The organism is Planococcus antarcticus DSM 14505, from assembly GCF_001687565.2.
Classification (GTDB): Bacteria; Bacillota; Bacilli; order Bacillales_A; family Planococcaceae; genus Planococcus; species Planococcus antarcticus.
This window is the reverse complement of the sequence record NZ_CP016534.2, coordinates 1,007,452-1,021,047: the sequence shown is the minus strand read 5'-3', so window position 1 is coordinate 1,021,047 and position 13,596 is coordinate 1,007,452. Positions and strand designations below refer to the sequence as shown.

The following is a 13,596-nucleotide window of genomic DNA, read 5'->3' as shown; positions in this document are numbered from 1 at the left end:
ACTGTGACTCTTGTTCTTATTGTACATCAAACCCACTTTCCAAAACGCTTCCCAAGCCTTGTTTTTATGCCAAACTTTGAATAAGCTGTGACAGAGATAAAGCGAAAAGAATTGAAATTTTTCTCAATTTTTAGTATTCTGTAGAGAATAAAGAAAAAGGGTGAGACATCGTGAGAACAAAGCGGAAAGTATTTGCATACATCACAAGAGGCGATGAAGAAAATCGTGAATTGCTTGTATTTGAATACAAAGGTGAACCGGAAGTTGGACTGCAAGTACCAGGTGGGACGATTGAAGACGATGAGCTCTTGATCGATGCCTTATACAGAGAAGTAAAAGAAGAAACAGGATTGCCGCGCGAAGTTATCGACTTCATCGGGAAAATCCATAAGTATACGTATTATCCTGAACATCAAGACAAAGCCTACGAGCGGAATATCTTTCATTTTGAATACACGGGTAAACCGATTGAGCAGTTTGAACATACCATCAAAAGCCATGGCCGAGACAACGGTATGACATTGTTGTTCCGGTGGGAGCCCATCAAAAATCTGCCGCAACTAGCAGAAGAGCAAGACAAGGCAATCGAACTTCTTTGAGCAGCTGGCTCTGGTCGCTGCAAATAAAAAGCTGGAAAATGGAGTGATTCCATTTTCCAGCTTTTTATTTGTGATCTTTTTCGTTTACAAAATCAATCGGCACATACATTTCAATATGGCCAGCCAGGTTTTCGAATACGGCCGGTAGCACACCGCCGTATTCCCCATCCAAATTCAACAGTACCCGCTCTTGCGTGGTTACTGTAATTTTACTGGCCTTTGCATAAATCACATGGGGATCTGATAAATGCTCCCCACGCAAAGCTAAAGAAGCCACGCGAATAAACTCTGCCATATTGAGTTCTTTCAAAATCAATAAAGTAAACTTGCCGTCATTAATGCTGGCATCCGGTGCCAATCTCTCAAAGCCTCCAACCGAGTTGGTCAATCCGATCAAAAACATCATCGCACTGTCATCGAAAACCTGTCCGTCGTATTCAATCCGAACACGTGAAGATCGGATTGAAGGAATCATCTCAATGCCCTTCAAATAATAAGCCATTTGGCCAAGTACCGTTTTCAATTTACTCGGCACCTCATAGGTCAACTCTGTGAGTCTGCCTCCGCCTGCAATATTGATAAAATAGCGATCATCGTTCATCAGACCGATATCTACGGGGACAGAATTCCCTTTTAGGATAATATCGACCGCTTTCGTAATATCACGCGGAATGTGAACAGCACGGGCAAAGTCATTGGTCGTCCCCATCGGGATTAGGCCAACTTTAGGGCGATCTTCAAATTTAGCGATTCCCGAAACAACTTCATTTAATGTACCGTCTCCACCGACAGCTATCACTAAATCGAACTTTCGCTCAACAGCAAACGACGCTGCCTGAATGGCATCGCCTTCACAAGTGGTCGCATGACAGGATGTTTCGTAGCCGGCCTTCTCCATTTTCTCCAAAACTTCGGGCAGGTGTTTCCGGAACAACTCTCGGCCCGAAGTTGGATTGTAAATAATACGTGCACGTTTCATGGGATTCAGCCTTTCTGGACTTTCTGTAAAGGACATCTCGGCAGTTGCCAGAGCTTTCCTTATGGATAAGCATGCTCTCTATTTTAACGCTTTTTCAAATGCCTGGCGCAAATCTTCGTAAACAATTTGCCAAAAATCATTATTATAGACAAAACCGTCCGAAATTTCACCAATAACCGTTTTCATGTGAAGCTCGTATTGCGGATCGTCCTTCTCGGGAAGCATCAATTTTTTATCATCGACAAACTTCTGCACTTTAGGTGCTCTTGGACCCCAGTCACCAAGGACATTGCCGTCTTCTGAAAGGATGATGTATTTTGGAATTGAACGCCCGCTGTTCGTCAAGTAACGATCCATTAATTCGAGGTTTTCATCCCGGTATACGCAATGAACCTCTAAATCAGCCGCATCAGTGATTTTTCGCAGGATGGCATTGTTCATCATGGCATCTCCGCACCAATCTTCGGTGATAACTAAAATATGGGGTTTTTTATCTTTCAACAAGGCCATAAACTCCGGATCTTCTGGAAGTTCAAACTTTTCGTAGATGCTGTAGGACTTTTGCTGGTTCGACTCCATTTGAGCCATATAACTTTCCAAGGTAATGCCTGTTTCAAAATACTGCTGCTCGGTCATCATACGATCACGTCTCCTTTTTCCTACTTTATCGCTATATTAGTCTTCTAACTCTTCAAGCAGCAGTTTTACTCGCTTAAAAACAGTTAGATTCACATACAGCCAATGATTAATCGAACACATTCCATTGCCCAAATTTGTCTTTATTACCAGTTTACTGTTGTGCAGCAAAGTCTTCAAGGCTAAGATTCAGAAACGGTTACTTGTAGCAGCGTGTAGGGAACAAATGACTATCGTTTTAAAGACGACTCCAGTCTAAACTTAGTTCCCACTATGTGGTTCTAGCTACACTGCTAACTACTTACATAACTATCAATACAGTTTGACTGCCTTATTTATCAAAAATCTCTTAAAGATCGTCGCGCCCACGGACTAAGCGGAGCCGAAAGACAAGTGGGCTTTGCTTTTGGCGCGAGCTAGGTCGGTGCATTTTAAAACTTCAACACGCCTTCACTACAGCTCATAAAAAAGGATGGCCCATAACGGGCCATCCTTTCGTCTATTTAAAAATCTTCTTATCTCTTTGCAATCTCATCAAGAAGGATTTTGTTGAGCAATGGCGGATTTGCCTGCCCTTTTGTTTGCTTCATGATTTGCCCGACAAGGAAACCGATTGCGCGGTCTTTGCCGTTTTTGAAGTCTTCAATCGATCGTGGGTTGTTGTCGAGTGCTGCTGCGACAAATTCACGCAATGTGTTTTCATCCGAGATCTGAACAAGCCCTTTTGCTTTGACGATATCGTTCGCGTCGCCGCCTTTTTCAATCAATTCCTTGAATACTTTCTTAGCGATTTTAGACGAAATTGTGCCGTCAGAAATCAGCTTGATCATGCCAGCCAAACCTTCAGGTGTCAATTTTGTTTCTTCCAGCTCTTTTTGCTCAGCATTCAGATAAGCGGATACTTCACCCATCAACCAGTTGGAAGCTAGTTTGGCGTCAGCACCAGCAATTACCGTCGCTTCAAAGAAGTCGGAAATTGGTTTTGCGAGTGTTAAAACCATGGCGTCGTAGGAAGACATGCCAAGCTCTGAAACATAGCGAGCTTTCCGAGCATCCGGCAATTCAGGAATTTCAGATCGAACACGTTCAAGCCAAGCATCATCAATGACAATGTCGACTAAATCTGGCTCTGGGAAGTAACGGTAATCGTCAGATCCTTCTTTAATGCGCATCAACAAAGTTTTTCCTGTCGATTCGTCGTAGCGGCGTGTCTCTTGCTCGATGGTCCCACCTGACAAGAGAACTTGTTCCTGACGAACTTGTTCGTGCTCGATACCTTTACGAACAAAGTTGAATGAATTCAAGTTTTTCAATTCCGTTTTCGTACCGAATTGGTCTTGACCGAATGGACGAAGCGAGATGTTCGCGTCGCAACGCAATGACCCTTCTTCCATACGTACGTCTGAAACGCCTGTGTATTGAATAATCGCTTTGATTTTTTCAAGATAAGCATACGCTTCATCAGCTGTACGAATATCTGGCTCCGAAACGATTTCGATCAATGGCGTTCCTTGACGGTTATAGTCAACTAGCGAATAACCTTTATCCGTATGCGTCAATTTCCCTGCATCTTCTTCCATATGAAGACGTGTAATACCGATGCGTTTTTTCTCGCCTTTTATCTCGATTTCAATCCAGCCATGTTCGCCGATTGGTTGATCAAATTGTGAAATCTGATAAGCTTTCGGATTGTCTGGATAGAAATAGTTTTTGCGATCAAATTTCGTATGGCGCGTAATTTCACAGTTTAACGCTAGCGCCGCTCTCATTGCCCAGTCCACTGCAGTTTTATTAACTACTGGCAAAACACCAGGATAGCCAAGGTCAATAACGTTAGTATTGGTATTCGGTTCCGCACCAAAGTGAGCCGGTGCTGGGGAAAACATTTTCGATTCTGTTTTTAATTCAACGTGGACTTCAAGCCCGATGATTGTTTCGAAATTCATTGTGCTGCTCCCTCCCATGTTTGAGGAGTTTTTTTATGGAAATCGGTTGCTTGTTCAAAAACGTCAGCCACACGATATACCGTTTCTTCGTCAAAATATTTCCCGATAATTTGCAAGCCAAGCGGTAATCCATTGTTAAATCCACATGGAATTGAAATAGCTGGTACACCGGCTAAGTTTACTGGAATCGTTAAAATATCATTGGCATACATCGTCAATGGATCATCAATGATCTCACCGATCTTGAATGCCGGTGTTGGCGTCGTTGGGCCAATGATGACATCGTATTTTTCAAAAGCATCGTCAAAATCCTTTTTGATCAATGTACGAACTTTTTGAGCTTTTTTGTAGTAAGCATCGTAATAGCCAGAGCTAAGTGCATATGTGCCAAGCATGATCCGGCGCTTGACTTCATCACCGAATCCTTCTGAGCGGGTATTCATATAAAATTCAAGAAGGCTTCCGGCTTTCTCGGTACGGTAGCCATAACGAATGCCATCAAAACGAGAAAGATTAGAAGATGCTTCAGAAGAAGCCAATAAATAATAAGTGGCTAATGCATATTTCGAATGAGGAAGTGAAATTTCTTCACAAATTGCGCCTCTTTCTTCAAGTACTTTTAATGCCTCAAGAACCGCTTCTTTTGCCGCTTCTCCGACACCTTCAGCAAAATACTCTTTTGGAACACCGATACGCAGCCCTGTAATGTCACCAGTCAATGCCGCAGTGAAATCTGGAACTTCGACATTAGCAGAAGTTGAATCTTTATCGTCGTATCCTGAAATGGAATTTAACAATAAGGCGTTGTCTTTTACAGTTCTAGTGATTGGTCCGATTTGATCTAATGAAGAAGCGTAAGCGATCAAACCAAAACGGGATACTCGTCCATAAGTAGGCTTCATGCCGACCACACCACAAAAAGCGGCTGGTTGACGAATAGATCCACCCGTATCTGAACCTAGCGAGAAAGGTACTTGTCCTGACGCCACTGCAGCAGCAGAGCCACCTGAAGAACCACCTGGAACGGTTTCAAGATTCCATGGGTTTTTTGTTTTTTTGTAGTAGGAATTTTCATTAGAAGAACCCATTGCGAATTCGTCCATATTCAATTTCCCGACTGTTACCATTCCAGCTGCTTTTAATTTTTCTACAACTGTCGCATTATAAACTGGGTTAAACCCTTCTAAAATACGGCTAGAAGCAGTTGTCACAAGACCTTCTGTGACGATATTATCTTTTACTCCGATTGGTAAACCAAATAATGGTCCGCGTTCAGCAAAAGGCACTCTATCCATTTCTGCAGCAAGTTGTGTTGCACGTTCTTTGTTTAACGCAAGAAATGCATCCACTTCCGGCTCAAGAGCTTCGATGCGGTCAAATGCTTTTTCAGTCATTTCGGCAATTGTTGTTTCCTTTGTATGTATCATTTCTTGCAATTGTGCAGCTGTTTTTTCTACCAATGACATCTATAGTTCCTCCTTCCGACTATTCTAAAATTGTTGGGACTTTTACTTGTCCGCCTTCGTGCTCTTTTACATTTTTCAAAACTAGTTCGCGGTCCAATCCTGGGGTGGATTTATCTTCGCGTAATACGTTGACCATCTGCAGTACATGAGTAGTCGGTTCAACATTTTCTGTATCCAGTTCATTCAGCAATTCCATTGCATTCGTAATTGCTTCTAATTGATCTGCAAAATGTTCAGCTTCTTCATCAGTAATTGCCAATCTCGCCAAATGAGCGACTTCGATCACTTCTTCTTTAGTCATTTTCGCCATTTTTCTACACCTCCGAATTCAGTAAACATACGCTATATCATAACATTTTTCTAAAAAAATGAATAGGAACAGCACATGGCCGTCCCTGTTTTAACGCAAATTATTCATAAATGTGAACAAACGGCTCTGTTTCTCCTGCTTCTCGTAATACTAGTGCTTCAGGTCCGTTAGTGGAAGTCACACTGACTTCCACTAACACATTTTCAGGGAAATGTTCGACAACCAGTCCGGTTACATATTGCGTGAAACCGATCACTTCAGCTGCTCCGTAGAACTGGATGGGAATTTCAATTTTCAGTTCTTTTAATTCATTGTCCTGATAAAATCCTGTTCCGATAACACTGGTGAAATTGGAAAAATAGATCTCGACATCCTGTTTAAAATTACGGAATGCTGTATCGATGTCCCGGTAACGTTCATCCGCACCCGCAGTCGGAAACAGCACATAGGTTTCGTTAACTGCCGTCCAATTCGCTACAGCCTGATCTCCGCCGGGAGCGGCACCAGATGAAAAGTAAATGCCTGGCACCATTGCATTGCGGGAATTCTGTTTAAACAGCCCTACGACAATCGGTATATCTCCCAAGCCTTCTTTCTCTCGCAAGCGTTTGACGATCTCGCCGGCCATACGTTTGCCTTCTTTTTCAATCTGTTCCTGAGGAATCTCCTCTTCGTAAGAAATCCCATCTTCAGAACTGTAGTAAACTGAATTCAACGCCAAGCCAACCGAGATTCCACCGAGTCTTATCGTATCTTCATTGGTCTTCACCAAATAATTCTGTTCAATGACATGTGCCAGTATTTCCGCAGGCGGGCGTTCGCCCGCTTTTTTTTGTTCTGCGGTGCGATCATCTGCCGCGTTCAATCCCGCCGGATTATCTTTACTGGTCCGTTGCAGCCACGAAGTCACATCTTCATCAGTGATTTTCTGGCCTTCTTGGAAATAATAATCATCAGGTGAAAATTGCTTTTGCGACAATCGCAACAAGCCTTTTTCTGTCTCGGTAATATCATAGCGTGAGTTCAGACGATTGACGATTTTTCCCCGTGTAGCACTTTCTTTATATGGCAGAAGTGTACGGTAAAACTGATCATCCAATTGCATGCTAGGAATCATTGCCGTCTCTACTTCTTCTTCCTCATTTACCACTTCCGTTTCCTCATCAGCCCCGGAAGGAACACACCCCGTTAACAGTAGCAAGCTGATTGGAATCCACCATATGCGTTTCATGTTAAAATCCCCTTATTTATTCAATTCCTCAACGAGACGCGCTTCGTCCCATATGTCTACCTTCAGTTCACGTGCTTTGTCGAGCTTGGAACCCGCTTCTTCCCCAGCAATCAACAAGTCAGTTTTTTTGCTGACGCTGCCTGAGAGTTTGCCGCCAAGCGCTTCGATTTGCACGCTTGCTTCCTGGCGGGTCAATTGTTCCAACTTACCTGTCAACACAATTTTTTTGCCTGCGAATGCGTTGGCCCCGGCCTCCACTCGGACTCGTGTACCTGTATATGTTAAATTGACGCCAGCCTCACGCAAACGTTCCATCAATGTCCGAACTTCTTCGTTATCGAAATAAGTGACGACGGAATCGGCCATTTTTTCACCAATTTCATGAATTTCAACTAACTCTTCTTTCGTCGCTTCCATCAGCCGCTCCATTGAACCGAAATGCTCGGATAAAATCCGCGCCCCTCTTTCGCCTACATGACGTATGCCCAGACCGAACAGTAATTTCTCCATCGAATTGCTTCTAGAATCTTCGATTGCCGCAATTAAATTAGAAGCAGATTTGTCGCCCATACGATCCAGTTCCAGCAATTGTTCTTTGTTCAACTTATAAATATCGGAAATATCCTTTATCAAATCTTCCCGGTATAACTGCTCGATCACTTTTTCCCCAAGCCCGTCAATATTCATGGCATTACGAGATACAAAATGAATTAGGCCTTCTGTAATTTGGGCAGGACATTGTGGATTGACGCAGCGAAGTGCCACTTCCCCTTCTATGCGGTTTAGCTCACTGTCGCAGGCCGGACAATTTTTCGGCATTTCGAAAGGAAGTTCGTCACCTGTGCGTTGTTCAACAATCACCGAAACCACTTCCGGAATAATGTCTCCGGCTTTTCGGATAATGACTTTATCGCCGATTCGGATGTCTTTTTCTTTAATTAAATCTTCGTTGTGCAAAGAAGCCCGTTGGACGGTCGTCCCTGCAACAGATACTGGATCCAGTATGGCGGTGGGTGTCACAACTCCGGTCCGTCCGACACTCAACTCAATGTCACGAACGGTCGTCATGACTTCTTCTGCAGGAAATTTATAAGCAGTTGCCCATTTTGGACTTTTCGCCGTAAACCCGAGATCTTGCTGGTGAAGAAAGCGATTGACTTTGATAACGATGCCGTCAATTTCGTAGGATAGTTTGGTCCGGTTTTCTGTCCACTTTTCAATATAGGCTAATACTTCTTCAACGCTTTTTGCGACATGGCGTTCCTGATTGGTTTTAAACCCAAGCCCTGCCAAATAACTTAGCGACTCATTGTGCTCAGACAAGCCATAGGTCTCTCCATCGCCACCAATTCCGTAAATAAAAACATCTAAGTTACGACTCGCTGCAACTTTTGGATCTAACTGGCGAAGCGATCCAGCCGCAGCGTTCCGCGGATTAGCAAATAACTCTTCGCCTCGCTCACCACGCTGTTCGTTCAAGACATGAAAGGATTTTTTCGGCATGAAGACTTCGCCACGCACTTCAAGCGTTACTGGTTGCTCTAATTTTAGCGGGATAGCGCGAATAGTCCGCAGGTTAACGGTAATGTCTTCACCGATACGGCCGTCTCCGCGCGTTGCTCCTTTAACGAATTTACCGTCTTCATAGAGAAGTGATACTGCAAGGCCATCAATTTTTAACTCGCAGACATATTCGATTTCATCACCTGCACCGCTGCGCACCCGTTTATCGAATTCAAGAAGATCCTCTTCACCAAAAACATTCGATAAGCTGAGCATCGGTCGGTCGTGCGTCACTTTATCAAAATTAGAAATCGGTATTCCTCCAATTCGCTGTGTAGGTGAATCCGGAAACACCAAATCTGGATAAAGTGTTTCCAATTCGAGCAATTCATTCAGTAATTGATCGTAGATGGCATCCGGAACAGCCGGCTTATCTAGAACGTAATAAGCATGTCCATAGTTCCGAAGCAATTCGTTCAATTCATTAACACGTTGTTCCGCTTTCATGCGATCCATACAGTTTCCTCCCGATCACTCTTTTTCAATCGGCGCAAATTTGGCCAATAGTCGCTTGATGCCGACAGGGCTTGGAAAAGCAATGTCGAGTTCTGTTTGCTCGCCTTCACCTTTAACGCTGACGACCGTTCCAGTGCCCCATTTTTTATGTTTCGCTTTGTCGCCTGTTTTCCATCCCAGCTTTTCTCCGCCCGATTGATTATAGTCCGGGCGTGTCACAGCCGTGCGTTTGGGTGCCTGTTTATAGCTCGTGGCTGCACCGGCGCGGTGATGTGCTGTTGTCTGCTCAATCAGTTCTTCTGAAATCTCAGAAATAAAACGAGACTGCATATTAAAATTACTTTTCCCGAACAGTGTGCGTGAAGAAGCATGCGTTAAATACAATCGTTGCTCGGCGCGAGTAATGCCAACATAAGCAAGGCGCCGCTCTTCTTCCAATTCTTCGTCGTCATTATTCGACCGGGAATGAGGAAATACATTTTCTTCCAGACCAATAATAAAGACTACAGGGAATTCCAATCCTTTTGCTGCATGCATCGTCATTAAAATAATCGGTCCATCTGCGTCTTCCTCGTCATCCAAGGAATCGATATCTGAAATCAATGCCAAATCTGTCAAGAAAGCGACTAATGATTTGTCGTCACTTTGCTTTTCAAAGGCTTTCGTTACGGATAAAAACTCTTCCAAGTTTTCTAGACGGCTTTCGCCTTCAATTGTCTTGTCGTTTTGCAACATCTGGCGATAGCCAGATTTCTTCAACACTTCTTCCACTAATTCAGTTACCGATAAATATTCTTGCATTTGTGTAAAGCTAGCCATCATGTTACGGAATTCTAGAGCCGTCTGCGCTGTTTTAGGCGTCAGTCCCATAAAATCCGCTTCCTGCAAAGCATCCATAATGGTGCGGTCTTGTTCAATGGCAAAGCGTGCCATTTTTTCAAAAGAAGTCGCGCCAATTCCGCGCTTTGGTTCATTGATGACACGAGCCAACGACAAATCATCGTCGTTGTTGGCAATCAAACGCAAATATGCTAGCAAGTCTTTGATTTCCTTACGATCATAGAACTTTGTTCCGCCGACGATGGTATAAGACATATTCGATTTAACGAACATCTCCTCCATTATTCGGGACTGCGCATTCGTGCGGTAAAGAATTGCAAAATCAGAAGTCTTGTAATTTTCTTCATCCATTAACTTCTGGATAGTTTGAACGACAAATTGCGCTTCCTGACGCTCGTCCCATGCTTTATGCAAAGTGATGGCTGGGCCATCATCGTTATCAGTCCGCAATTCTTTCGGATAACGGCTCGTGTTTTTCTGGATGACATCATTAGCTGCTTGCAAAATGCGCTTGGTTGAGCGGTAATTTTGCTCAAGCATAATGACTTTGGCATTCGGATAATCTTTTTCGAATGACAGGATATTGGTAATGTCTGCTCCGCGCCAGCGATAAATCGACTGATCCGAATCTCCAACCACACAAATATTTTTGAACTTACTAGCTAATTTTTGGACTAGCTGGTATTGAGCGTTGTTGGTATCCTGGTATTCATCCACATGAATATAATGGAATTTATTTTGGTAATACTCAAGGACTTCAGGAACTGTGTTAAATAAATTTAATGTCGTCATGATCAAATCGTCAAAATCGAGCGACTGGTTTTTCTTTAGTCGTTTCTCGTAAGCTGTGTAGACATCAGATACCGTCTTTTCGTACGGATTAAACTGATTCATGTCTGCCGCAAACTGTGTTGCATCGATGCATTCATTTTTTGCCGATGAAATGGCATTGAGCATAGTCCGGGGTTCGTATTTTTTCGGATCCAGGTTTTGTTGCTTCAGTACATTCTTGATGACCGTCAATTGGTCTGTGGTATCCAAAATCGAGAAATTCTTCGACATGTTTAATCGGTCGATATCGCGTCTCAGGATACGCACGCACATCGAGTGGAACGTAGAAGCCCACATACGCTGCCCAGTTCCGTGCCCCAGCAATCCATCGATCCGGTTACGCATTTCACGCGCTGCTTTATTGGTAAACGTAATTGCTAAAATATTAGACGGATAAACTTGTTTTTCCAGCACCAAATAAGCAATCCGATGTGTTAACACACGGGTTTTACCAGATCCCGCACCTGCCATAATTAATAAAGGGCCTTCGGTCGCCTTGACCGCTTCCGCTTGTTCCGGATTCATGCCGTTTAGTAAGTTTTTCGTTATCGATTCCATTGTGCACCACCTCGAACATTCGTTCTTATTAGTATAACGATTAATCAGCCGTTTCCGCAACTGCCTCTACGGTTTCAATCGCTTTTTCAATATTTTCATAAATAATGTTGCCAACGACAATAGTATCTGCGACGTCCAATGCCGCTAATGCTTTGTCAGCAGAATCGATTCCCCCACCGTAAAACAAACGGGTTTCAGACAAAACCTCTTTTACTTTGCGGACCAGATCTATGCTTCCGTAAATACCGCTGTACTCCATATAAAAAATGGGTAGCTGGAAAAAATGTTCAGCCAGGCGAGCATAGGCCAAGACGTCATTCGTCGTCAAATCTGTTTTTGCTCCAGTTAATTTTGCAGCTTTACAATCTCCGTTCAAAATACAATAGCCTTCCGGAATCAGTTCATCCCAGTCCAAGATGTCACCATATTCTCGAATTGCTCTATGGTGAAGCCCTTTAATCCACAATGGATCATCGCTATTTAAAACCGTCGGAATAAAATAATAGTCAAAGCCTGGAGCCACGGAATCAATTGTTGAAACTTCAAGGACCACCGGCAGAGCGTAGCGTTGCAAACGTTCCATTAAATAAACGACATTGTCGAGTGTGACATCATCGCTACCGCCAATCAAGATGGCATCAGTCCCGGATCTGCAAATTCGTTCCAAATGTCCATCCGTTATCTCTTTTACCGGATCTAATTTAAAGACATGCCGCCATGTTTTAAAATCCATCTCATTTCACCTAACTTTATATCATTTATCATCAATTTAGTATAACAAAAAAACCGAACAGAGTTGGTTCTCTGCTCAGTCTTTTCGGAGTTCAAAAGGTTTTTCGTCGGGATAAAGACGCTCCAACATTTCATCATAGCCATCGTTGCCGTAGTTCAGGCAACGGCGAACACGGGAAATAGTTGCTGTGCTGGCGCCTGTTTCGTTCTTTATTTTTTCATATGTTTTTTTCATGCGAAGCATATGCGCCACTTCCAGCCGCTGAGACAGCGATTGGAGTTCACTGATCGTACATAAGTCATCGAAAAAACGATAAGCTTCTTCCTTATCCTTCAGGGCCAAAACAGCTTCAATCAACTGATCTGTCTGATGGCCTTTAATTTTATCAACTTGCATGCAGCTTCATCTTCCTTTCATTGCTCTGATCACCTATGGGTATAGCTAACGGATTGTTCCATGCTGGGAGAAGATGGGACAATATGAATCCAAGTTTTCCCCGACAGCAGTTTTACCGACTCTCCGTCTACTGTTGGCACCAACATTCCGTCGAGCGAACTCCATTCTATTTCACGAACACCACCGCCCTGGAAAAGCAATGCATTTCCACCGCTCGACAAATCAATTGACTGACGTCCTTCAGAATCGACAGTTTGGTGTTGCGCTTCAAAAACTAAAACATTTGAGACTTTGACTGTTTCTAGGGTTTCTTTGTCGGTGGTCGGTACGCCGTCGGACGATCGGCTGTAAAGATGCGTTTGACTGTCATATGTATAATTACTAAAAAATAGCTCATTTCTCCCGTACTCTACACTTACCGTAAGAGCCTGTTCCTCAAGTTTAGCATTTTCAACCGAGTCATAGAAATAATAAGGTGATTGCCCTCTATATTCTGTGGCTGCCTGTACGTTTTTCATAGCTAGCTTGATGTTTTCCATCGTAATATAGGAATTATGTGGTGCAACACGGTCGGATGATCGCTGAAACAAAGTTCCGTCGTGCTGAATGCCGTTAACATGATCCACAACTCCCGAGTTCAACATCGCGCGCGCATCTAGGCTATAGCCATGGGCCACAAAAAAAGCATCGTACGCTGTAGCAATTTCGACAAAATATTCTCTGGCACTGCGAATCGGACCGATTTTTTCTGGGAAGTCGCTTTGGTAAAGCGCCAAAAAACGCGTGATATCGTATTCGGCAATCACTTCAAAAACGATATCTGCATCGGTCAGCCCCGTTTGCGGACGGGCATCCGGATGATTATTGATGACTGCCATGACAGTTCGACGATTTGCTGGGGGCGCCGCTCGCTCTCCAGTGAAAGGAGCGATTGTCAAAGCGTCCTCCACTAAGGGCTCCTCAGCAGGTTCTTCTTTCATAACTAGCCAAAATCCTGCAGCAAATGCCAAAAGCACCAGCAGTACGATGACTGTGAACATCCAATTTTTCAT

The 13,596-nt window shown here is 43.5% G+C and carries 12 protein-coding genes; 1 reads left to right on the top strand and 11 read right to left on the bottom strand.

The annotated features are described in order from the left end of the window. The first annotated feature begins 170 nt into the window (after positions 1-170). The gene (locus BBH88_RS05020) at positions 171-599 is read left to right on the top strand and encodes an NUDIX hydrolase (protein WP_006830129.1); all 429 of its coding nucleotides are present in this window, start codon (positions 171-173) and stop codon (positions 597-599) included. Positions 600-663: 64 nt separating this feature from the next. Here BBH88_RS05020 and BBH88_RS05015 read toward each other — a convergent pair whose 3' ends face one another. The 11 genes from BBH88_RS05015 to BBH88_RS04965 all read right to left on the bottom strand — a co-directional run bounded on the left by BBH88_RS05015 (position 664) and on the right by BBH88_RS04965 (position 13,596). Next, a complete protein-coding gene (locus BBH88_RS05015; RefSeq protein ID WP_006830130.1) occupies positions 664-1,578 on the bottom strand; it encodes a diacylglycerol kinase in 915 nt (304 codons plus the stop codon). A gap of 78 nt (positions 1,579-1,656) precedes the next feature. Further along, positions 1,657-2,217 carry a thioredoxin family protein gene (locus BBH88_RS05010; RefSeq protein WP_006830131.1) on the bottom strand — a complete coding sequence of 187 codons (561 nt, stop codon included), beginning with the start codon at positions 2,215-2,217 and terminating at the stop codon, positions 1,657-1,659. A 512-nt stretch (positions 2,218-2,729) separates the two neighbouring features. After that, positions 2,730-4,160: an Asp-tRNA(Asn)/Glu-tRNA(Gln) amidotransferase subunit GatB gene (gatB, locus tag BBH88_RS05005; protein WP_065537155.1), complete on the bottom strand. Its 1,431-nt coding sequence runs from the start codon at positions 4,158-4,160 to the stop codon at positions 2,730-2,732. Next, positions 4,157-5,626: an Asp-tRNA(Asn)/Glu-tRNA(Gln) amidotransferase subunit GatA gene (gene gatA, locus BBH88_RS05000; RefSeq protein ID WP_006830133.1), complete on the bottom strand. Its 1,470-nt coding sequence runs from the start codon at positions 5,624-5,626 to the stop codon at positions 4,157-4,159. Before gatA ends, gatB begins: the two co-directional genes overlap by 4 nt. 19 nt (positions 5,627-5,645) lie before the next feature. Beyond that, a complete protein-coding gene (gene gatC, locus BBH88_RS04995; RefSeq protein WP_006830134.1) occupies positions 5,646-5,936 on the bottom strand; it encodes an Asp-tRNA(Asn)/Glu-tRNA(Gln) amidotransferase subunit GatC in 291 nt (96 codons plus the stop codon). Between the two features lie 100 nt (positions 5,937-6,036). After that, positions 6,037-7,167, bottom strand: coding sequence for a CamS family sex pheromone protein (locus BBH88_RS04990; protein ID WP_065537156.1), 1,131 nt, complete (start codon positions 7,165-7,167; stop codon positions 6,037-6,039). A gap of 12 nt (positions 7,168-7,179) precedes the next feature. Then, a complete protein-coding gene (gene ligA / locus BBH88_RS04985) occupies positions 7,180-9,186 on the bottom strand; it encodes an NAD-dependent DNA ligase LigA (protein WP_006830136.1) in 2,007 nt (668 codons plus the stop codon). A 15-nt stretch (positions 9,187-9,201) separates the two neighbouring features. Continuing rightward, positions 9,202-11,415, bottom strand: coding sequence for a DNA helicase PcrA (gene pcrA / locus BBH88_RS04980; protein WP_006830137.1), 2,214 nt, complete (start codon positions 11,413-11,415; stop codon positions 9,202-9,204). 40 nt (positions 11,416-11,455) lie between these two features. Beyond that, entirely contained in the window at positions 11,456-12,148 is a 693-nt protein-coding gene (gene pcrB, locus BBH88_RS04975) for a heptaprenylglyceryl phosphate synthase (protein WP_006830138.1), read from the bottom strand. Positions 12,149-12,223: 75 nt separating this feature from the next. Further along, positions 12,224-12,544 carry a YerC/YecD family TrpR-related protein gene (locus BBH88_RS04970; protein ID WP_006830139.1) on the bottom strand — a complete coding sequence of 107 codons (321 nt, stop codon included), beginning with the start codon at positions 12,542-12,544 and terminating at the stop codon, positions 12,224-12,226. A 29-nt stretch (positions 12,545-12,573) separates the two neighbouring features. Continuing rightward, positions 12,574-13,596: a DUF3048 domain-containing protein gene (locus BBH88_RS04965; protein WP_006830140.1), complete on the bottom strand. Its 1,023-nt coding sequence runs from the start codon at positions 13,594-13,596 to the stop codon at positions 12,574-12,576.